Genomic DNA, 18,864 nt, shown 5'->3' on the forward strand with positions numbered 1-18,864 from the left:
TGGCGCCGCGTACGTGCGCCGTGATCGCGAGGAAGATACAGGCAAATCAGCAGCTTGCCGATCGCAGGCGGGCCGGCCGGCGCTGCCAGAACTCGGCCAGCAGCACCCCGGCGAGGGTCAGTGCGCCGCCGACCAGGTGATGGACGGTCAGGCGCTCGCCGAGCACCAGGGTGGCGATGCAGGCGGTGATGATCGGCAGCAGGTTGAAGAACAGCGCCATCCGGCTCGGCCCGAGACGGGCGACACCGTGCATCCAGGCCAGCGCGGCGACGATCGAGGCGAACAGCGCGGCGTACAGCACCAGCGGCAGGTTGGCGGCGTTCAGCCCGCTGCGCGGCGACAGCAGGTACAGCGGCAGCAGGGCGAGGATCGCCACCAGCACCTGCAGGTAGAGCATCTGCATCGCCGGCAGCTGCAGGCTCCATTTCTTCAGCAGCACGCTGTACACGGCATAGGACAGGGTCGCGACGATCATCATCGCGTCGCCGAGATTGACCCCGTGCTCGAGCAGCGCGCCGAGATGTCCCTGGGAGATCACCAGGACCACGCCGGCCAGCGACACCAGCGCGCCGAGCACGGCGCCGGGATTCAGGCGGTGGGCCAGGATGCTGCTGGCCAGGCCCAGCGACATCAGGGGCATCAGCGACAGGATGATGCCCATGTTGGTGGCGCTGGTCAGGGCCGCCGCGTAGTAGGCCAGGCTCTGGTAGACGGCCATGCCGAGCAGGCCGAGGAGCACGAGGCGGCCGAGGTTGGCGCGGATGTAGCGGCGGTTGCGCAATACCGGCCGCAGCATGAAGGGAGTCAGCGCCAGGCCCACCAGCAGCCAGCGGAAGAAGCCGATCTCGGCGGGCTGGATGACGCCGACGGCGAGCTTGTTGACCACGGTGTTGCCGGCCCAGATGAACACGGCGAGCAGGGGAAACAGGTATTGCATGGAGGTTCCGGGCATGGACAAGGAATACCCGGCCATTCTGGTCCAGTCCGAATACAGACGTATAATGAAATCCAGACAAACTACCCGTGCGTTCGGACATGTCGACCACCACCCTCCTGCGCCTGCCCGATCTCCAGGGCCAGCCGTTCGATGTCTATTTCCGCTACGACGAGTTCGGCGCCGACAGCCACTCGCCGCCACACACCCACGCCTGGGGCCAGCTCAATTATGCTTCGCATGGCGTGATGCAACTGGAGATCGACGGCCAGCGTTTCCTTTCGCCGCCGCAGTACGCGGTCTGGGTGCCACCGGGGCGGGAGCACAGCTGCTACAACAGCCAGGCCATCGTCTATCGCTCGCTGTACCTGTCCGCCGAGCTGTCGCGGCGCCTGCCGACGACGCCCTGCACCCTGGCGATCAGCACGATCCTCAAGGCGATCCTCTCGGACTTCGCCGAGCGCCGGGTCAACCTGCCGACCTCGGCGAAGGACCTGCGCCTGGCCCAGGTGGTGATCGACCAGCTGGAATGCGCCCAGCCGCATGACGACTACCTGCCCTACGGCCGTACCCCGGCGCTGCGCGAGGTGCTCGACGCGCTGCAGGCCGAGCCGGGCGACAACCGCTCGCTGGCGCAATGGGCCGAGCGGGTGCACAGCACCGAGCGGACCCTGGCCCGCTACTGCCAGCGCGAACTGGGCATGACCTTCGGCGAATGGCGCCAGCGCCTGCGCTTTCTCTCGGCGATCGATGCGCTGGAGGCCGGCGAAGGCATCCAGCAGATCGCCTTCGACCTCGGCTACAGCAGTCCCTCGGCATTCATCTCGATGTTCCGCCGGCTGGCCGGCACCACCCCGGAACAATACCGCCTGGCCAGCCGCGCGCAGGACGCCTGAGAGGTGTCATCCGCCGTGCACGCGCGGCGGCTATGCTCGCAGCAGTCAGCACACCGGAGCCCGCATGCCTACCAACCGCCGCCATCCCGACACCGCCCGCACGGTATTCTTCGCCTTCCTCAAGCTGGGCTGCAGCGCCTTCGGCGGGCCCATCGCGCATCTCGGTTACTTCCGCGACGAGTTCGTCCGTCGCCGCGGCTGGCTGAGCGAAAGCAGCTACGCCGACCTGGTCGCCCTCTGCCAATTCCTGCCCGGCCCCGCCAGCAGCCAGGTCGGCATGGCCCTGGGCCTGGCCCGCGCCGGCTACCCCGGGGCGCTCGCCGCCTGGGTCGGCTTCACCCTGCCCTCGGCGCTGTTGCTGGTGCTCTTCGCCCTCGGCCTGGGACGCTGGGGCGCGCTGTTGCCCGCTGGCGTGCTGCACGGCCTGAAGATCGCCGCGCTGGCGGTGGTGGCCCAGGCGGTCTGGGGCATGGGCCGCAGCCTGTGCCCGGACCGCCCGCGCCTGGCGCTGATGGCGCTGGCCTGCGCCACTGTGCTGGCCTGGCCGAGCGCCTGGGCGCAGGTCGCGGTGATCGCCGGCGCAGGCCTGGCCGGCCTTGGCCTGCTGAAAACCGACCCCGGGGCAGGCCACGAGGGCCTGCCGATCGCCGTCGGCTATCGCGCCGCGCTGTTGTTCCTCGCCCTGTTCGCCGCGCTGCTGGTCTGCCTGCCGCTGGCCGCGGGCCTGTGGCCGGAGCAGTGGCTGCGCCTGTTCGATGCGTTCTACCGGGCCGGAGCCCTGGTCTTCGGCGGCGGCCACGTAGTGCTGCCGCTGCTGCAGGCCGAGGTGGTGCCCAGCGGCTGGGTCGATGGCGACACCTTCCTCGCCGGCTACGCCGCCGCCCAGGCGGTGCCGGGACCGCTGTTCACCTTCGCCGCGTTCCTCGGCGCGGCTTCGTCCAGCGGTCCGGGCGGCTGGAGCGGCGCGCTGCTGTGCCTGCTGGCGATCTTCCTGCCGTCGTTCCTGCTGGTCGCCGGCGCCCTGCCGTTCTGGGAGCGCCTGCGCCACAGTCCGCGGGCACGGGCCGCGCTGGCCGGGGTCAACGCGGCGGTGGTCGGCCTGCTGCTGGCGGCGCTGTACCAGCCGCTCTGGACCCAGGGGATCCTCGGCGCGGCCGACTTCACCCTGCTCCTCTTCGCCCTGCTGGCCTTGCTGGCCTGGCGCCTGCCGCCCTGGCTGGTGGTGCTCGGCTGCGCCATGGCAGGCGGTCTGCTGGCGGCGGCCGGCTAGGTCCTCAGGCCAGGCTCAGGCGCGCCGTCGACGCCGCCGGAACCTTGCCCGGTTCCGCATCCTCCGGGCGATAGCCCAGGCGCAGTCCGCCCCAGTGCTTGCCGTGGATGAAGATCGGTACCGAGAGATCGTGCATCAGCTCGCCGGTATCGCGGGTGTAGGTCTGCAACAGCAACGGCTGCTGGTGACTGCCGCAACGGATCCCGGTCCGATCGTTGAACAGACGCTTGCTGCGGCTGCGCAGGGCATCCGCCTGCGGGTCGCCGCTGGGCGGATGGGCGAAGGCACGGTTGTGGGTCGGCACGTAGCCTTCGGGGGTGCAGGCAATGGCGAACACCAGGTTGCGATTGCGCTCCAGCAGCTGTTCCTGGATGCCCGGCAGGACCTGGTCGGTGTAGCTGTCGAAGCGCGTGCGGTACTTGGTCGGCTGGGTATTGGGCAACGGCTGGTAGCTGCGGTCGAACAGGTCGTCGAGGTCGATGCGCCCGGCACGCACGTCCTCCTCGAACCGCGCGGCGATGGCCGCCGCGCCTTCCCGGGCGAGGTCGTAGACCGCCTGGTGGTAAGCGTCCAAGCTGACCTCGGCGAGCCGTTCGCTGATCACCTCGGCCTGGTTCTCCAGTTGGCTGGCGGCCTCGCCGAGGCGCAGGGTCTGCTCTTCGCTGGCGCTGAGGTCGCCGCGCACCTGCTCGACCGCGGCGAACAGGCTGGCCAACTGATTGCGGTTGATCTCGGCGCCCTGGGCGATCTCGGTGATCTGGCTCTCCACCCCGGCGGCCAGCTCGGCGATGCCTTCCAGTTGCCGGCCGGTCAGCTCGACCTGGCCGACACCTTCGCCCAGTTCCAGCGACAGCTGGCGGATCTGCTCGACCACCTCGCTGGTCTGGCGCTGGATCTCGGCGATCATCTGGCCGACTTCCTCGGTGGCCTCGGCGGTACGCCCGGCCAGCCCGCGGACTTCCTCGGCGACCACCGCGAAGCCGCGACCGTGTTCGCCGGCGCGGGCCGCCTCGATGGCCGCGTTGAGGGCCAGCAGGTTGGTCTGGCTGGCGATGCCCTGGATCACCAGGGTGACCCGCTGGATGTCCTCGCTGCGCTGGTTCAGCGCCTCGATCGCCTCGCGGCTGGCGCCCATCCGCTCGCTCAACTGGTGCATGCGCTCGATGGTCGAGGCCAGCAACGCCTGGCCCTCGTCGCTGCCGGCGCGCGCGCGGGTGGCGGCATCCATCGCCTGGCGGGCGAGATTGGAGGTGGCGCGTTCGGTATGGATCATCACCTCGGCGCTGCCGACGATCTGCTCGGCGGCGTCGAGTTGGGACTGCAGCTTCTCCGCCAGGCGCTTGACCGCGTATGCGACGCCGGCGGCCGACAGGGCGTTCTGGCTGGTGTTGTGAGAAAGGTCGCGGGCCAGCCGAGCGATGTCCGGCTCGCCGACCGCCGCCGCCGCGGTGCGGTTGCCGGGCAGCAGCCAGGGCCCCCAGAGCAGCGCGATGCCCAGCGGCATGGCCAGGTACAGCGGCAGCCAGCCATGCCGGGCGCCGACCAGCAGGAGGACCAGGGCCAGGCTCTGCAACAGGCAGATGAAGAAAATTCGGGAACGAGCGGGCTGCATCGGGTCTCTCCAGCCTCCGGAGCGTTGCGTCATGACCGCGCGGACGGACAACGCCGGGGCGTTCTTATTTGACTTGTGCCTGCGTTTGTAGCCTGCCCCCGGCAAGGCCGCCATCGTTCCTTAGTGGTATGGCCATTGCTGGGTATTCGACTAGCGCCCGCCCCGGCCACATGCCGGAAACTCTCCACCGGGCGCCTCCGGGGCCCCGGCCCAGCGGGGTCATACGGCGTTGGCACGGCCCGCTCGAAGAACTTCCGACCTGCCGTCCGTCGGCCCGTACCGTATGACAAGCCGGGAGCGCACGTTATAATTCCGCGCCCCATTCACAACCGGTAACGCTCGACTGGACTGCCGCCCAGCGCCGCGCGGATCCCGTTTCCGCACAGCCGAACCGTTGCCGGGCCTGCTCTTTTTTGGACCCAGGACCACCCGTGACGAAAGACGAGTTGCGTGCCGCGCTGGCGCGCGAGGAACAACGTTACAAGGATGTCTACGGCGGCGAGGTAACGCTTTATGCCGCCCAGCCGGAACCCGACCGCAAGCCCTGGCGCAAGCGCCCCAGCGTCCAGGACCAGGCGTTCGACAGGGAACTGCAGAAGATAGAAGAAGAGCGTCTCAAGGCCGGACAGGAAGCGGCCGGAACCCTTTCATCAACCCCCAACCGACAGGAGAGCGAGGGATAACGAAGCGTTTCAATGTGTTTCGTTTTTCCCGCAAAGCCCGATGCGCCGGGGCGTTGCCCGCGACAATGGCAACCTTCCGGAGTTCCAGACGGATAAAAAAGCATCTGGCATAATCGCCGCCCCGTCTCTGACCGGTTTCTCACATGTTCGATCTTTTCAGCGGGCTCGATGCCTGGGTAGGCGTCAGCCTGGTGCTGGCCCTGATCTTCGTCCTCAGCTTCGAGTTCATCAACGGCTTCCACGACACTGCCAACGCGGTCGCCACCGTCATCTACACCAAGGCGATGTCGCCCTACCGGGCGGTGATGCTCTCCGGCGTGTTCAACTTCCTCGGCGTGCTGCTCGGCGGCGTCGGCGTGGCGTATGCCATCGTTCACCTGCTACCGGTGGAACTGCTGATCAACGTGAACACCGGCCATGGCCTGGCGATGGTCTTCTCGTTGCTCGCCGCGGCCATCGCCTGGAACCTCGGCACCTGGTACTTCGGCATCCCCGCCTCCAGTTCGCATACCCTGATCGGCTCGATCCTCGGTGTCGGCCTGGCCAATGCACTGATCACCGACGTGCCGCTGGCCGAGGGGATCAACTGGCAGAAGGCGATCGACATCGGCCTGTCGCTGATCTTCTCGCCGATGGCCGGTTTCCTGGTCGCCGCGCTGGTCCTGCTCGGCCTGAAGTGGTGGCGTCCGCTGTCGAAGATGCACAAGACCCCGGAGACCCGCCGCGAACTCGACGAGAAGAAGCATCCGCCGTTCTGGAACCGCCTGGTACTGGTGCTGTCCGCCATGGCGGTGAGCTTCGTCCATGGCTCCAACGACGGGCAGAAGGGCATCGGCCTGATCATGCTGGTGCTGATCGGCATCGTTCCGGCCAAGTTCGTCCTCGACCTGAACAGCACCACCTACCAGATCGAGCGCACCCGCGACGCCGCGCTGCACCTCAGCCAGTTCTACCAGCGCCACACCGACACCCTCGGCGAGATGCTGGCGCTGGGCAAGAGCAACGCCAGCGAGATGCCGCAGTTCTACCGCTGCGATCCGAAGCAGACCGAACCGACCATCAATGCCCTGCTTCGCGACCTGCGCGGCGTGCCCAGCTACAACGACCTGAGCGCCGACGAGCGCGTGCAGGTGCGCCGCTACCTGCTATGCCTGGACGACACCGCGAAGAAGGTCGGCAAGCTGTCCGACCTGCCGGCGCGGGAAAAGGCCGACCTGGAAAAACTCCGCAAGGACCTGACCGCCACCACCGAGTACGCGCCGTTCTGGGTGATCATCGCGGTAGCCCTGGCCCTTGGCATCGGCACCATGGTCGGCTGGAAACGCGTGGTGCTCACCGTCGGCGAGAAGATCGGCAAGCAGGGCATGACCTATGCCCAGGGCATGAGCGCGCAGATCACCGCCGCCGCCGCCATCGGCATGGCCAATATCTACAGCCTGCCGGTGTCCACCACCCATGTGCTGTCTTCCGGCGTGGCCGGGACCATGGTGGCGAACAAGAGCGGCCTGCACGGCGGCACCGTGCGCAATATCCTGATGGCCTGGGTGCTCACCCTGCCGACCTCGATGGCGCTCTCCGCCGGCCTGTTCTGGCTGGCCTCGCAGTTCCTCTGAGCCCTGCCGTCCGCAACGAACGCCTGCTCCCGCAGGCGTTTTTTTTGCCCGCTACGCCTCGCCGGACGGCGGCGCCAGCGGCAGGCGTATCACGAACAGAGCCCCTTCCGGCAGGTTGCTCGCCGCCAGGCTGCCGCCCATGTTGCGCACCAGGTCGTGGCTCACCGAAAGCCCCAGGCCGGTACCCTTGCCTTCCGCCTTGGTGGTGAAGAAGGGTTCGAAGATCCGCTCCAGCAGGGCCGGCTCGATGCCGCCGGCGTTGTCGCGCACGTGCAGCTCCACCCAGCCCGGCTCGCGGCAGGCCTCCTGCGCCAGGACGATGCGCCGTTCGGCCAGTCCGGGGTTGCCGAGCAGGGCATCGCGGGCGTTGGCGAGCAGGTTGATGATCACCTGTTCGAGCTGGTCCGCATGCCCCCTGACCACCACCCGCTGCGCCGGCGCCCGGCATTCGACCTGGATGGCGTGCTGCTGCAGGCCTTCGCCGAGCAGGCCGAGGGCACCTTCGAAGGCGGCATAGGGATCGAACGGCAGCGCCTCGACCGCCGATTTGCGGCTGAACACGCCGAGGTGGCTGACCAGTCGGTCGACGCGCATGACCTGGGCGTCCATGCGTTCCAGCTTCTCGTCCAGATAGCTTTCGTCGAGGCCGACGTTGTTCATCCGCTGGCGCATGTTGAACAGGGTCATGCGCAGCACGTGCAGCGGCTGCTTCACCTCGTGGGCCAGGCCGCTGACCATTTCTCCCAGGCTGGCCATCTTGGCGCCCTGCGCCAGTTGCTGCTGGGCCCTGCGCACCGGGGTGTTGTCGCGCCCGACTGCCTGCACCTCGAGTAGCTGGCCGCGGCCATCGTAGAGCGGCCGCTCGGCCCACACCAGCCAGAGGAAGCGCTGTCCCGGCAGGTTGAAGCGTACCTCGGAGACCTCGATCGCGCCCTCCCGTGGCGCATCCAGCAACCGCGCCCGCAGGGCGCTGCCGTCCTCCGCCGCCAGCCACTCGTCGAGCCGCCGGCCGACCAGTTCCTCCGGGTGCGCCGCAAGGCAGTCGGCGAACGTCCGGTTCACGTAGGTGAGCACCAGGTCGGCGGTATAGCGGCAGATCAGCGCCGGCGAATCCTCCACCAGCGCCCGGTAGCGCTCCTCGCTCGCGGCGATGCGCTGCGCCGCCAGGTGCTGCTCGGTGACGTCCAGCCACAGGCCGACCGCTTCGCTGGGCAACCCCTGGGCGTCACGCAGCAGCTTGGCTTCGTCATATAGCCAATGCCACTGGCCCTGGCCATCGGCGAGACGGTAGCGGGTCTTCACCCGCCCCTCGCGCAGCAACTCGCGTCCGCGGGCGAAGAAGGTCTCCAGGTCGTCCGGATGTACGCGCTCCGCCAGCGCTTGCCAGCTCTGCCCCTGCAGGTCGAGACCGAGCAGGTTGCTCGCGCTCTCGCTGTAGAACTCCGGCACCAGCCGCCCCTGCTCGACCCGCTGGACATAGATCACCACCGGCGCGCTATCGATCAGGTTGCGCAACCGCGCGTGGGCCGCCTGGGCGTGCTCCTCCTGGCGCCGGCCTTCACTGATGTCGAGGAGGACGCCGGACAGCCCCGGCGCACTGCCGCCCCCCTGCGGGCGGCCTTCGATGCGCAGCCAGCGGCGCTCTCCACGGCTGTCCGGCTGGCGCAGGCAGAGATCCTGGGCCAGCGCCTGGCCACTGCGCAGGCTGGCGCGCAGGCGCAGGCCCAACTCGTCGGCGTCGGCCGGCTGCAACAGGTTCTGCAGTTGCTCCAGCGGCACGCGACGCTGCTCGCCGGTCAGGCCCAGGCTCTGCAGCAGCGCCGGCGACAGCTCGAACAACTCCTGCTCCGCCCGGTAGTACCACCAACCGCCACCGATCATCTCCTGCAGCAGGCCCAGCTTGCGGGCGCTGTCGCGCTGCGCGTGGAGTTCGCAGCGATCCGCCACCTGGTTCGCCAGCAGTTCCGCGAGATACTGCCAGTCCTGCGGCGCCGGCCCCTCGGCCAACTGCTCCAGCGAGACGGGCTTGACCAGCAGGGCGCCGACGCGCCCGCCGCGCATGGCCGCCGGCACCAGGTAGACAGCCTCCTCGCCGATCTGCCGCAGCAGCGCCGAAGCGCCATCGCCACTGCGCAGCAGGCGTACCCCACGCTCCTCGCGCAGCTCGCCATCGGCCAGATGCAGCCCGGGCCGCAGCAGGCTGTCGCTACCGGGCCGGACGTGGCTGGCGAAGACCGAGCAGGCGCCGTCGCCATCCCCCAGCAGCAAGGCGATCGCCTGCATCCGGAAGGCTCCGGAGAGCGATTCGAGGATATCCTGGGTCGCCTCCGCCAGATGGCCCAGGGAGACATGCCGCAGGCGCGAGAGGACCAGCTTGCCCAGGCTCAGGCTCTGCAGTTGATGCAGCTGGCTGTCGGACTGCCAGTTCAGGTCGGAGATATCCATGCCCAGCAGCAATGAACGCCCCAACCCATCGAGCGGCTGCATCGGCTGGAAACGACAGGTGAAGGGCGCCGCCGCATCGCTGCGCAAGGCCAGGTCGAGCCGTTCGCCGCGGCGCAGGGCCGCCAGCGCCGGCGCGCCGGGAGCGCGCCGTTCCAGGTACTCGGCGAGCGGCCGCGGTCCGTCGCCACGACCGTGGGGGCGCTGCAGGCGATAGGCCTGGCGACCGCCGACGCGGATCACCCGGTCCTGCTCGTCCAGCTCCAGGCACAGGTCCCAGCTCTTCAGCGCGCCCGCCCATTGGCCGGCGCCTTCCGGCGAAAGCGGCTCGCGCGCCTCGCAGGCGTCCGCGGCGGAAGACGAACGGGAAAACTCGAACATGCCACCACCTCACAGCAACAGGTTGGCGCTCGCCTTCAGGGTCTGCGGCAGGTTGGGGATCGCGCCGATACCGGGAAAACGCAGCACCGGAATGATCGCCTTGGCCGGATCTCCGTACTGGTACTGCACGCAGACTTCGATCCGCGAGGTGGCACCGACATAGTCGGCATACTGGCCGTTTCCGGCGCAGGGCTCCAGGTTCGCCCGCCAGGTCGCCGGCATCCACGCCAGGCGCGCCAGCAGCTCGTCCTTGGCGCGGGTTTCGGCGAGCGCCTCGTAGCCCGGCTCCGAAGGATCCACAGCGACCGCCGCGCGCGCGCCCACCGCCGCGGCATCGTTGAACGACTGCAGCATGAGCAGGGGGATGCTGTAGCTGATCAGGCCGTAGATCAGCGCGAAGAACAGCAGGAAGACCGCCGTGAATTCGATGGCGACGGCTCCCTTCTGGCCTCCCCGGAAAGCTTTTCTGTGCATGAGCTGACATCCCCGTTCCGCATCCTCAATACTAGTCGGCATTGGCGTCGCCAACGCTAGCGAAAAAGTATTAATCCAGGGTTTCGAAAAAGGCTGCCGAAAAGCATGGAACAATTAGCATTGGCGCTATGGGCAAGCGTTTGCGGTTATCAGGACATCAAACGTTTGCGCGTTTCAAACTGGCTTACCCTGGGCGGCCTTCTTATTTCCTTTATTTATTTATATGTGAAAGAGTCAAGCCTGGCCGGCGGCACGGTTAATATGGCAATGATCGCACTTCTTATAGGTGTCGCGCTCACCCTTCCCGGGTATTTCTCCGGTAGACTCGGCGCCGCCGACGTCAAGTACCTTGCCGCTCTGGGGCTGGCCAGCGAGCCGCTCACGGTCCTCTACAGCCTGTCCTTCGGCTGCCTGACATGCATAACGCTATTCATGCTCCGAAAACTATTCGAACGCGCAGTTGGAAAATCCGTAATGCATGAGGAAGTTGGTAATCCGCAGGCACCGTCAAAAAACAAGACATTCCCCTTTATATTCGCCATGAGCGTCGGCCTTTTGGCACACCTGACTATCAATGAAATTACCTGAGCAAACTTGCGGAAAACCTCACTTAGCGACTATATGCTTATGGCTAATACCATTCGGTATGGCTGCATTTCGTAATGCACGGACACCCTAAAAACACAATAAGCAAATGGAGCGTATGACCATGGACAAACCAGCCTCGCGGCGTTTCGGCGTGTTGATCATCGATGACGAACCCCAGGTGACCTCGGAACTTCGCGAACTGCTGGAAAACAGTGGCTACCGTTGCGTGACCAGCACCCACCGGGAGGCGGCCATCGCCAGCTTCCAGGCCGACCCGAACATCGGCCTGGTCATCTGCGACCTGTACCTGGGCCAGGACAATGGCATCCGCCTCATCGAGAGCCTCAAGGAGGCCGCCGGCAGCGGGCGTTTCTTCGAGTCGATCATCCTCACCGGCCACGATGGTCGTCAGGAAGTGATCGAGGCCATGCGGGTCGGCGCCGCCGACTACTACCAGAAACCGGTGGCGCCACAGGAACTCCTGCGTGGCCTGGAGCGCCTGGAGAACCGCCTGCAGGAGCGGGTGCGCAGCCAGCTGAGCCTGAGCCACGTCAACCAGCGCCTGGAGTACCTCGCCGAGTCGCTGAACTCGATCTACCGGGATATCCACAAGATCAAGTACGAAGTGCATGGCAACAGCCAGCCGAGCGCCCTGAAGAGCGAGGACAGCCCGCCGCCGACGCCGGTCGCGGAAAGCCAGGTCTCCCCGGCCAACCCGCTGTTCAGCAAGCTCTCCCCCCGCCAGCAGGCGGTGGCGCGCCTGGTGAGCAAGGGCCTGACCAACTACCAGATCGCCTACGAGCTGGGCATCACCGAGAACACCGTGAAACTGTACGTATCCCAGGTGCTGCGCCTGATGCACATGCACAATCGCACCCAGCTGGCGCTGGCCCTTTCGCCCGCGGCGATGCAACAGGGCAGCGGGGCGGTGGTGCACTGAGGCGGCCACTACGGCGGAATCGCTAGATCAGCAGTTCCGCCTGCCCCACATCGACTTCGAGGATTTCCGCATCGATGTAGCCGAGCTGTATACCCAGCAGCGGCAGGACCAGGTTCAGGAGCGGCGTCAGCAGATTGTCCACCAACGGCGCGACGACCGAGTTGAGGATGAGGTCGGTCAACGCCGTCGGGCCACACAGCAACGGCAGGCACAGCCCCAGTACCTCAGGCTGTACGCTGATCCGGGACCTGAGCGTGCTGCCGAGGGAGCCGCCTTCCGGCAGCCTGCGGCTTTGAGAGAGATCGGAACCATCGGCTTTCACCACGACTGCGCTGTCACCGGAGCTGTTGGCGAGGGTGGTGTCCAACTTCAGATTCAGCTTCACCAGGCCTCCAAGCACCAGGATGGCACCAGCCTGGTCGATGTTGCCCGGTGCGCCGATCCGTATGGTCGCCCCGCTGCTGTTCCACCCGAGCCCCAGGTGAGTGTCGGGCCGGGAGCAGGTCATGCTCTCCAGCCAGAGCGCCCCTGACGCCCCTTCGATGGCCAGTTGCAGTTTCGTTGTGGCAAGGATCGAGAGGAAACCGGAGTCGATATCCGCGGTGAGCCTCAGTTGAGCCTGTTTCACCTCGGTTCGCCATGCCCCGGCGGCATCTCGTCCCGGAGGACCGGACACCACCCTCTTGGGCTCGATGACCGTGACCCGGACGTTGGCCAGCCCCGGTATCCCCAGACCCACGGCGACCGCCGAGTTCTTGTTGGCGACCTGGGCCACCGCCATGATGAGGTCCAGGGCGTTGATCGCCGTATCCAGCTGGGACACGCTGTTCACCTCGCCGGCGCTCAGCCCGAGCACGTCCCCCAGCTTCAGCGTGGCCGACTTCACTCCAAGCAGCTGCGTCTTCAGCGCCTCGACCGAAGCCACGCCGCTCTTCGCCAGGACATTCACGCTGGCGGCAAGCACCTGCTGCAGTCCGACATTGGTATTCAGCAACTGCTCGATGGTGCCCAGGCTGGTATCGACGCCGATCAACCCCATTCCGTCCGGCCCGAGGATGTCCAACACACTGAGCTTGGCATCGGCGATGCCGTTATAGGCCGCCGCCGAAAGACTGACGTCGGTTCCCAGCAATCCGCTCAGTATGGGATTGAGCAGGGCCGACTGGCTGCTGTTCAAACTCGCCAGACCGGTGCCCGCGGAAATCGTGGCGCTCGGCAGACGTCGGGCCACCGCTTCCGCGCGCAGGTTCACGTTGGCGTTGGCACCGCCGAACAACCCCGCCAGGTTGGCCACCAGGCTGCCGGGAACGCTCTTGCTGACGAGCACACGCACCGCCTCGTTGTCGACGGCCACGTTCGAGGCGCTGGAGGAAAATCTGCGCAGCCCTCCCAGGCTTTGTACCCCGCCCACCTCCGCCAGCAGACCGGAACCGGCGGCGTTCGCATCGAAACCGTTGAGCGATGCGCTAGCCTTGGCGAAAGACGTGGCCTGGGCACTTGTCTGGTCACCGCACAAGGCCCCCTGGGAAGCGCTTTCCAGCGCCGCCACATCCGCCACCCGCTGCAGGTTGCGCTGCTCCAGGTAGAGCCGCCCGGTATCCACCACCAGCAGCAGGCAGATCAGCGCCAGCAGCAGAGTGGTCGCCGCCAGGATGCCGATCGCCCCGCGCTGTCTCGCAGGCCATCCGTTCATGCCCTGCCCTCCGCCCGACCCGTCAGTTCTTGCTTTCGCCGAAGCCGCGATCTTCCAGCAGGTACTCGGGAATCTCGTGCTCGTAGCTCTTCAGGTAGCGCTGGTAGGCGCGTTCGCGCTCCGCCGCGGTCGCGCCCTGGCGCACCGGGCTGGCGGCCTGGCCGCTGGCCTGGATGGCCAGCCAGGCGCGGCTGGCGGTCTGCGGCTCGGCCGGCGGCGGGGCGGCGGGATAGACAACCGGCCTTTCCGCGCCCCGGGCCAGTGCGGAGGCCAGCAGCAACGCGCCGATCAGGATTGGCTTGTGCATCGTTCAGCTCCCCGGCGCCGGCTCACGGCGCCTCGTTGGTCATCGCGGTACGCAGGTGCGCGGGCCGCGCCGGAGCGGCCGGCAGGTCCGCCAGTGGCTCCTGCTCCGGCGCCGGGCCGGACGGCTGCGCCGGGGCGCCCCAGTTGCGCGCCCGCGCCTCGGCCTCGCGGATGTCCCGCTGGTCCAGTTGCAGGCGCTCGATCAGGCGCTGCGCCTCCCGCCGCTCGCCCTGCAGGTAGAGCAGGCCGAGCAGGTTGGTGGCCGGCAGCTTGCCGCCCTGCTGCAGCTCCAGCGCGGTGATGAATTCGAAACGCGCGCCGACCCGGTCGCCGCGCTTGAGCAAGGCGACGCCGAGGTCGTTGCGGAAGCGGCTCTCGGTCGGCCGCAGGCGTGCCGCCTCGCGCAACTCGAGGACCGCGCGGGCGCTGTCGCCGGCGCGCAGGGCGAGCAGGCCCAGCCCGTGGTGCGCTTCCGGCGCCTTGCAGGTCCGCAGCAGCGACTGGTACTCGGCCCTGGCCTTCGGGTCGCCGATCCGGCGCAGGATCAGTGCCTTTTCCTCGCGCACGTCGAGCAACGCCGGCGGCATGCTTTCCAGGTTGGCCAGGGCCGCGTGCAGGCGCCCTTCCCTGATCATGTCGCGCACCATGTTCATCTGCAGTTCCTGCTCCTGGCCGAGCTGCGCCGGACACTCGCGTCCGGCGCCCGGCCCCGCAGGCAGCCCCGGCAGGCTGGCGCAACCGCCGAGCAGGGCGGCGCCCAGGGCAATGCCGATCAAGCCTTTCATCCCAATCCTCCCAGGGCCTTGCTGATGGCGATCACGCCCGGTCCGGCGAGCACGATCAGCAGCGCCGGGAACAGCAGCACCATCATCACCAGGCTCATCTTCGCCGACAGCTTGCCGATACGTTCCTGCAAGGTGGTCAGGCGCCGGTCCTCGAACAGTTGCTTGAGCGTCAGCAGGGTGCCACGCGCGCTGCCACCCTGGCGCAGCATCTGCCGCAGCACGCCGCAGCAGTCGTTCAGCGGGTCCACCTGCAGGCGCCGGGCGAGCGCCTCCAGCTCCTCCGCCAGGTCGATGCCGTTGCCGGCACGGGCCAGCGCCAGGTCCAACTCGCGAGCCAGCTGCGGGGTGATGCCGCGGCCCTCCTGGCAGACCACCCGCAGCGCCTGCTCCACCGTCAGGCCGGCGTCGAAGAGGATGCGGATCAGTTGCACGAACAGGATCATCTCTTCGGCGATCAGCGCGCGCCGGGCCTTGGCGAAGTGCTTGAGGACCTGCTTGGGCAGGAGGAAACCGATGCCGGCGGCGAACAGCAGCGGCACCGCGTGGGACGCCTCGCTCTCGGCGCGCAGCAGCCTGGCCAGCAGGACCAGCAGGACGAACAGCAGCGGCGTGAGGAACACCGAGATCAGGTAGAGCGTGCGATGGCGGCTCGCATGCCAGCCGGCTTGCTGCAGCAACTGGCGTGCCTCGCTGTCCATCAGTTGCAGGCGACGCACCCAGAAGCTGTCGTCCATCCGCTCGGTCATTCCGGCCAGCCAGTCTCCCGCGCCGCCGGGGTTGGCCAGGCCGCCCAGACGCTTCTCGATCAGGCGCTGTTCGCGACTGCCGTTGCGCGCCTGGAGCAACAGCAACAGCCCGCCGCCAAGGGCCATCAGCACTGCCGCGAAGATCAGCCACTGTGCCTGCATGGTCACCTCCTAGACGCTCTTGAGCATGCGCCAGAGCGCATAGCAGCCGAGCAGTTGCAGGCCCAGCGAGGCCAGCAGCAGGAAACGCCCGCTGCCGTCGGCCCACATGTTCAGCAGATAGCCCGGGTTGCTCGCCAGGATGTAGCCCCCCAGGGCGCTCGGCACGCCGGCCAGGACATAGGCGCTGATGCGCGTCTCGCCGGTCATCGCGTGTAGCTGCCGGCTGAGCTTCTCGCGCTCATGGATGAGCCTGACGATGCCGTCCAGCAGGTCGGTGGTGTTGCCGCCGTAGCGGTGGTTGACCGAGACGCCGAGGGCGAGGATGCGCAGCTCCTCCACCTCGTAGAGTTCGGCGACCTCCTGCAGAGCCTCCGGCAGGTGGATGCCGAGAAGCACGTGGTTGCGCGCCAGGCCGAAGATGTCGCGCAGCGGGTCCTCGGCATCCTCCACCGCCTGCATCAGCGCGTCGCCCAGCGTGCGCCCGGCATGCAGGCTGCGCACCACCTGGTCGAGGAAGCGCGGCATCTGCCGGATCATCCGCTTCAGCCGGCGCCGGTAAAGCATGCCCAGGATGCCGCGCAACAGCAGCAGCGCCAGCAGCAGCCCGGCGAGCAGGCCGGGGAACCCCAGCAGCCGCTGTCCGGCCCCGGCCAGCAGCAGCGCAACCAGTAGCGCCCCGACCAGCCACGGCCGCGAATGCTGGATTCCGGCGCGACGCAGCTGCCGGGCCAGCCAGTGGCTGCTGCGCGGCCGTTCGGCGGTTTCCGGACGCCCGAGCAGGCGCTCCAGCACCTGCTCGTTGCGCCCGGCACGCCAGCCCATGAACGCCAGGGTCAGCGCGGTGAGGCCCAGCAGGCCGCTGAACAGCACCAGCAACTGCGCCCCGTTCACAACAGCTCCTGGCGGAACTTCTGGCCGACCGGCGCGGCCTGGCGGACGAACTGGCCGCTGCCACGCCGGTCGAGGCTGAACAGGGTATTGGTGACGTATATGCCGTCGCGCACCTCCAGCACCTCCAGCACTTCGCTGATGCAACGCCGACCGCTGGCCAGGCGGGTGATCTGTACCACCACGTCGAGCGCGGCGCAGATCATCAGGCGCAGGGTCTGCTCCGGCAACCTGTTGCCGGTGAGGCCGACCAGCATCTCCATGCGCAGCAGCGAGTCCATCGCCGAGTTGGCGTGCACCGTGCTCATCGAGCCATCGTGGCCGGTATTCATCGCCTGCAGCACGTCGAGCACCTCGACCCCGCGGATCTCGCCGAGGATGATCCGGTCCGGGCGCATCCGCAGGGCATTGCGGATCAGGTCGCGGGCGGTCACCTCGCCATAGCCCTCGGCGTTCGGCGGACGGGTTTCCAGGCGCACCACATGGTCGTGACCGAGTTGCAGTTCGGCAGTGTCCTCGATGGTGACGATCCGTTCGCGCGGGTCGATGAAACCGCTGATGACGTTGAGCAGGGTGGTCTTGCCGGTACCGGTGCCGCCGCTGATGAGGATGTTGCAACGCCGCGAGACGGCCTGGCGGAGGAACTCCAGCAAGGCCTCGTCGACGCTCTGGTAGGCCAGCAGGTCGGCGCTGCGCAGCAGTTCCTGGCTGAACTTGCGGATCGAGATGCACGGTCCGTCCAGCGCCACCGGCGGGATGATCGCATTGACCCGGCTGCCGTCCGGCAGGCGCGCGTCGACCATCGGGCTGGACTCGTCCAGGCGCCGCCCGAGCGGCGCGAGGATGCGCTGGATCACGCGCAGCACATGATGATCGTCGATGAAACGCAGGTCGCTCTGGTAGAGCCGCCCTTCCCGCTCGATGAACACCCGCCCCGGTCCGTTGACCAGGATTTCCGAGACGCCGGGGTCGCGCAACAGGATTTCCAGCGGGCCGAAACCGGTGAGTTCGTCGACCAGTTCCTCGGCCAGACGATCCAGTTCATAGCGGGAGATCGCCAGTTGGTGGCGCGAGCCGTATTCGCAGACCTTTTCCGAAACGTACTGGACCACCGCGCCGCGAGCGCCTTCCAGCAGGTTCATGCCATCTTCGTCGATCTCGTCGATGATGTAGCGGTGCAGGCGCAGCTTCAGCGCCTGGATATCCTGCTCCTGGCGATAGTGGAAACCGCCGCCGTCCGCCGGCGCGCCGAATGCAGGCCTCATAGCAGCGCCGCCTTGGCCCGGCCGAGCCAGGACAGCAGCGAGCGACGTTCGCCGCGCGCCACGCAGAGGCTGTCCGCCAGTTGCCGCAGCCTGACCGCCAGCGGGTCGCGCGGGGCCACCTCGAACAGACTCTTGCCTAAGTTCTTCGCGCGCAGGCGCGATTCCGGCGACAGCGGCAGCACGCCGAACAGGTCGAGGTCGAACATCCGGCTGAGGGCCTGCTGGTCCGGCGCCACGTTGGGCAGGTAGCGCTCGATCAGCAGCTCGATGGAAGGCAGCGGCAGGTTGCGTTCGCGCAGTCGGCGCAGGCGCTCCAGGCCTTTCTTGCAGGACGGCACGCTCTGGTCGACCATCCACAGCACGCGGTTCGCCTGCACCAGCAGCTGGTTGCTCAGCTCGCCCTCGGGCAGCCCGGTGAGGTTGACCACCACGTGGCTGAACGCCCCGCGCAGATTGCCCAGCAACAGATAGAGCTCGGCGGTGGTGACCCGCTCGAGCACGCCGGGCTCGTCGGTCAGGCTGAGTATCCGCAGGCCGCTGTCGAGGCGGGAGAAGGCGCTGTCGATGAGGGTCTGGTCGAGCCGCCGCAGGTTACGCAGGGCATCGCTGAAGGTGAAGGCCGAGTCCAGGCCGAGAATCGCCAGCGCTTCGCCGGTCGGCTGGCCGACATCCAGCAGCAGGACCTGGTTCGGCGTCTGTTCCTGCAGCGCCTTGGCCAGGTGCAGGGCGACGAACGCGCCGTCGGCATCCGGCCGCGCGCTGACCAGGGTCAGCAACTCGCCCTGGCGCGCCGCGCTCACCGGGACGCTGGGCAGGCGCCCGCCGAGGCGGCGAACCAGCCCGGTCAGCTCGCTGGCGCGGGCACCGTAGGTGATGAAGTCGCGCGCCCCGGCGCGCATCGCCGCGAGCACCAACTGGTTGTCCAGGCCATCGCCGATGGCGACCACCGAGAGCATCGGCCGTGCCGAGACCAACCCTTCGACCAGCGCGCCCTGGGACACCAGGTTGTTCTTGCCGAGGCTGATGAACAGCACGCCGGCGGCGGTGACATCGAGCAGCGCCAGCAGCTCCTCCAGGCTCGCACTGCCGGCCGGCACCACCTGCCCGGCGGAGGCCAGGCTGTTCTGCAGCCAGTCGAGCTCCCCGGGATGCTGGGTCAGCGCCACGAAATTCTGGTTCATCCGCG

Annotated in this window: 17 protein-coding genes; 6 read left to right on the plus strand and 11 right to left on the minus strand. The window is 67.8% G+C overall.

Translation table 11 applies throughout. From position 1 onward, the window contains the following. Positions 1 to 46: 46 nt before the first annotated feature. The gene (locus PSPA7_RS23110) at positions 47 to 937 is read right to left on the minus strand and encodes a DMT family transporter (protein WP_012077104.1); all 891 of its coding nucleotides are present in this window, start codon (positions 935 to 937) and stop codon (positions 47 to 49) included. Positions 938 to 1,035: 98 nt separating this feature from the next. Here PSPA7_RS23110 and PSPA7_RS23115 point away from each other — a divergent pair, with 98 nt between their 5' ends. Together PSPA7_RS23115 and chrA are read left to right on the plus strand one after the other, a co-directional pair. Next, positions 1,036 to 1,830 carry an AraC family transcriptional regulator gene (locus tag PSPA7_RS23115; RefSeq protein ID WP_012077105.1) on the plus strand — a complete coding sequence of 265 codons (795 nt, stop codon included), beginning with the start codon at positions 1,036 to 1,038 and terminating at the stop codon, positions 1,828 to 1,830. 64 nt (positions 1,831 to 1,894) lie between these two features. Further along, a complete protein-coding gene (chrA, locus tag PSPA7_RS23120; RefSeq protein WP_012077106.1) occupies positions 1,895 to 3,100 on the plus strand; it encodes a chromate efflux transporter in 1,206 nt (401 codons plus the stop codon). A gap of 4 nt (positions 3,101 to 3,104) precedes the next feature. On the opposite strand, the gene PSPA7_RS23125 is transcribed toward chrA, so the two are convergent. Beyond that, positions 3,105 to 4,712 carry a methyl-accepting chemotaxis protein gene (locus tag PSPA7_RS23125; protein WP_012077107.1) on the minus strand — a complete coding sequence of 536 codons (1,608 nt, stop codon included), beginning with the start codon at positions 4,710 to 4,712 and terminating at the stop codon, positions 3,105 to 3,107. A 431-nt stretch (positions 4,713 to 5,143) separates the two neighbouring features. On the opposite strand from PSPA7_RS23125, the gene PSPA7_RS23130 reads away from it, so the two are divergent. Next, positions 5,144 to 5,395, plus strand: coding sequence for a hypothetical protein (locus tag PSPA7_RS23130; protein ID WP_003153316.1), 252 nt, complete (start codon positions 5,144 to 5,146; stop codon positions 5,393 to 5,395). Between the two features lie 143 nt (positions 5,396 to 5,538). Beyond that, positions 5,539 to 7,008, plus strand: a complete 1,470-nt coding sequence (locus PSPA7_RS23135; protein WP_003153314.1) for an inorganic phosphate transporter — start codon at positions 5,539 to 5,541, stop codon at positions 7,006 to 7,008. Positions 7,009 to 7,059: 51 nt separating this feature from the next. Here the strand turns inward: PSPA7_RS23135 and PSPA7_RS23140 are convergent, their stop codons facing one another. Then, positions 7,060 to 9,831, minus strand: a complete 2,772-nt coding sequence (locus PSPA7_RS23140; protein ID WP_012077108.1) for a PAS domain-containing sensor histidine kinase — start codon at positions 9,829 to 9,831, stop codon at positions 7,060 to 7,062. Between the two features lie 9 nt (positions 9,832 to 9,840). Beyond that, entirely contained in the window at positions 9,841 to 10,347 is a 507-nt protein-coding gene (locus tag PSPA7_RS23145; RefSeq protein WP_074197463.1) for a TadE/TadG family type IV pilus assembly protein, read from the minus strand. 63 nt (positions 10,348 to 10,410) lie between these two features. Between PSPA7_RS23145 and PSPA7_RS23150 the strand changes: the two genes are divergently transcribed. Next, a complete protein-coding gene (locus PSPA7_RS23150; RefSeq protein WP_041025403.1) occupies positions 10,411 to 10,893 on the plus strand; it encodes an A24 family peptidase in 483 nt (160 codons plus the stop codon). A gap of 121 nt (positions 10,894 to 11,014) precedes the next feature. Continuing rightward, on the plus strand, positions 11,015 to 11,833 hold the full coding sequence (gene pprB / locus PSPA7_RS23155; RefSeq protein ID WP_012077109.1) for a two-component response regulator PprB: 819 nt from the start codon (positions 11,015 to 11,017) through the stop codon (positions 11,831 to 11,833). Positions 11,834 to 11,855: 22 nt separating this feature from the next. Here pprB and PSPA7_RS23160 read toward each other — a convergent pair whose 3' ends face one another. Genes PSPA7_RS23160 through tadZ form a run of 7 tightly spaced genes read right to left on the minus strand, consistent with a single transcriptional unit; the run spans position 11,856 to position 18,859 of the window. Beyond that, positions 11,856 to 13,526 carry a pilus assembly protein TadG-related protein gene (locus PSPA7_RS23160; protein WP_012077110.1) on the minus strand — a complete coding sequence of 557 codons (1,671 nt, stop codon included), beginning with the start codon at positions 13,524 to 13,526 and terminating at the stop codon, positions 11,856 to 11,858. A 22-nt stretch (positions 13,527 to 13,548) separates the two neighbouring features. Beyond that, on the minus strand, positions 13,549 to 13,833 hold the full coding sequence (locus tag PSPA7_RS23165) for a DUF3613 domain-containing protein (protein WP_012077111.1): 285 nt from the start codon (positions 13,831 to 13,833) through the stop codon (positions 13,549 to 13,551). Between the two features lie 22 nt (positions 13,834 to 13,855). Then, positions 13,856 to 14,617: a tetratricopeptide repeat protein gene (locus tag PSPA7_RS23170; protein WP_012077112.1), complete on the minus strand. Its 762-nt coding sequence runs from the start codon at positions 14,615 to 14,617 to the stop codon at positions 13,856 to 13,858. After that, positions 14,614 to 15,525 carry a type 4b pilus Flp biogenesis protein TadC gene (gene tadC / locus PSPA7_RS23175; protein ID WP_003154899.1) on the minus strand — a complete coding sequence of 304 codons (912 nt, stop codon included), beginning with the start codon at positions 15,523 to 15,525 and terminating at the stop codon, positions 14,614 to 14,616. Before tadC ends, PSPA7_RS23170 begins: the two co-directional genes overlap by 4 nt. Before the next feature lie 9 nt (positions 15,526 to 15,534). Next, on the minus strand, positions 15,535 to 16,416 hold the full coding sequence (tadB, locus tag PSPA7_RS23180) for a type 4b pilus Flp biogenesis protein TadB (RefSeq protein WP_012077113.1): 882 nt from the start codon (positions 16,414 to 16,416) through the stop codon (positions 15,535 to 15,537). After that, positions 16,413 to 17,678: a type 4b pilus Flp biogenesis ATPase TadA gene (gene tadA, locus PSPA7_RS23185; protein WP_012077114.1), complete on the minus strand. Its 1,266-nt coding sequence runs from the start codon at positions 17,676 to 17,678 to the stop codon at positions 16,413 to 16,415. The genes tadB and tadA overlap by 4 nt, the downstream gene beginning before the upstream one ends. Then, the gene (gene tadZ / locus PSPA7_RS23190) at positions 17,675 to 18,859 is read right to left on the minus strand and encodes a type 4b pilus Flp biogenesis protein TadZ (RefSeq protein WP_012077115.1); all 1,185 of its coding nucleotides are present in this window, start codon (positions 18,857 to 18,859) and stop codon (positions 17,675 to 17,677) included. The genes tadA and tadZ overlap by 4 nt, the downstream gene beginning before the upstream one ends. Positions 18,860 to 18,864 lie beyond the last annotated feature (5 nt).

The organism is Pseudomonas paraeruginosa PA7 (assembly GCF_000017205.1).
GTDB lineage: Bacteria > Pseudomonadota > Gammaproteobacteria > Pseudomonadales > Pseudomonadaceae > Pseudomonas > Pseudomonas paraeruginosa.

What these genes read in the sequence shown, in the direction of transcription:
- PSPA7_RS23110 (WP_012077104.1), bottom strand. Translation starts at nt 937, where the DNA reads ATGCAATACCTGTTTCCCCTGCTCGCCGTGTTCATCTGGGCCGGCAAC.
- PSPA7_RS23115 (WP_012077105.1), top strand. Translation starts at nt 1,036, where the DNA reads ATGTCGACCACCACCCTCCTGCGCCTGCCCGATCTCCAGGGCCAGCCG.
- chrA (WP_012077106.1), top strand. Translation starts at nt 1,895, where the DNA reads ATGCCTACCAACCGCCGCCATCCCGACACCGCCCGCACGGTATTCTTC.
- PSPA7_RS23125 (WP_012077107.1), bottom strand. Translation starts at nt 4,712, where the DNA reads ATGCAGCCCGCTCGTTCCCGAATTTTCTTCATCTGCCTGTTGCAGAGC.
- PSPA7_RS23135 (WP_003153314.1), top strand. Translation starts at nt 5,539, where the DNA reads ATGTTCGATCTTTTCAGCGGGCTCGATGCCTGGGTAGGCGTCAGCCTG.
- PSPA7_RS23140 (WP_012077108.1), bottom strand. Translation starts at nt 9,831, where the DNA reads ATGTTCGAGTTTTCCCGTTCGTCTTCCGCCGCGGACGCCTGCGAGGCG.
- PSPA7_RS23145 (WP_074197463.1), bottom strand. Translation starts at nt 10,347, where the DNA reads ATGCCGACTAGTATTGAGGATGCGGAACGGGGATGTCAGCTCATGCAC.
- PSPA7_RS23150 (WP_041025403.1), top strand. Translation starts at nt 10,411, where the DNA reads ATGGAACAATTAGCATTGGCGCTATGGGCAAGCGTTTGCGGTTATCAG.
- pprB (WP_012077109.1), top strand. Translation starts at nt 11,015, where the DNA reads ATGGACAAACCAGCCTCGCGGCGTTTCGGCGTGTTGATCATCGATGAC.
- PSPA7_RS23160 (WP_012077110.1), bottom strand. Translation starts at nt 13,526, where the DNA reads ATGAACGGATGGCCTGCGAGACAGCGCGGGGCGATCGGCATCCTGGCG.
- PSPA7_RS23165 (WP_012077111.1), bottom strand. Translation starts at nt 13,833, where the DNA reads ATGCACAAGCCAATCCTGATCGGCGCGTTGCTGCTGGCCTCCGCACTG.
- PSPA7_RS23170 (WP_012077112.1), bottom strand. Translation starts at nt 14,617, where the DNA reads ATGAAAGGCTTGATCGGCATTGCCCTGGGCGCCGCCCTGCTCGGCGGT.
- tadC (WP_003154899.1), bottom strand. Translation starts at nt 15,525, where the DNA reads ATGCAGGCACAGTGGCTGATCTTCGCGGCAGTGCTGATGGCCCTTGGC.
- tadA (WP_012077114.1), bottom strand. Translation starts at nt 17,678, where the DNA reads ATGAGGCCTGCATTCGGCGCGCCGGCGGACGGCGGCGGTTTCCACTAT.
- tadZ (WP_012077115.1), bottom strand. Translation starts at nt 18,859, where the DNA reads ATGAACCAGAATTTCGTGGCGCTGACCCAGCATCCCGGGGAGCTCGAC.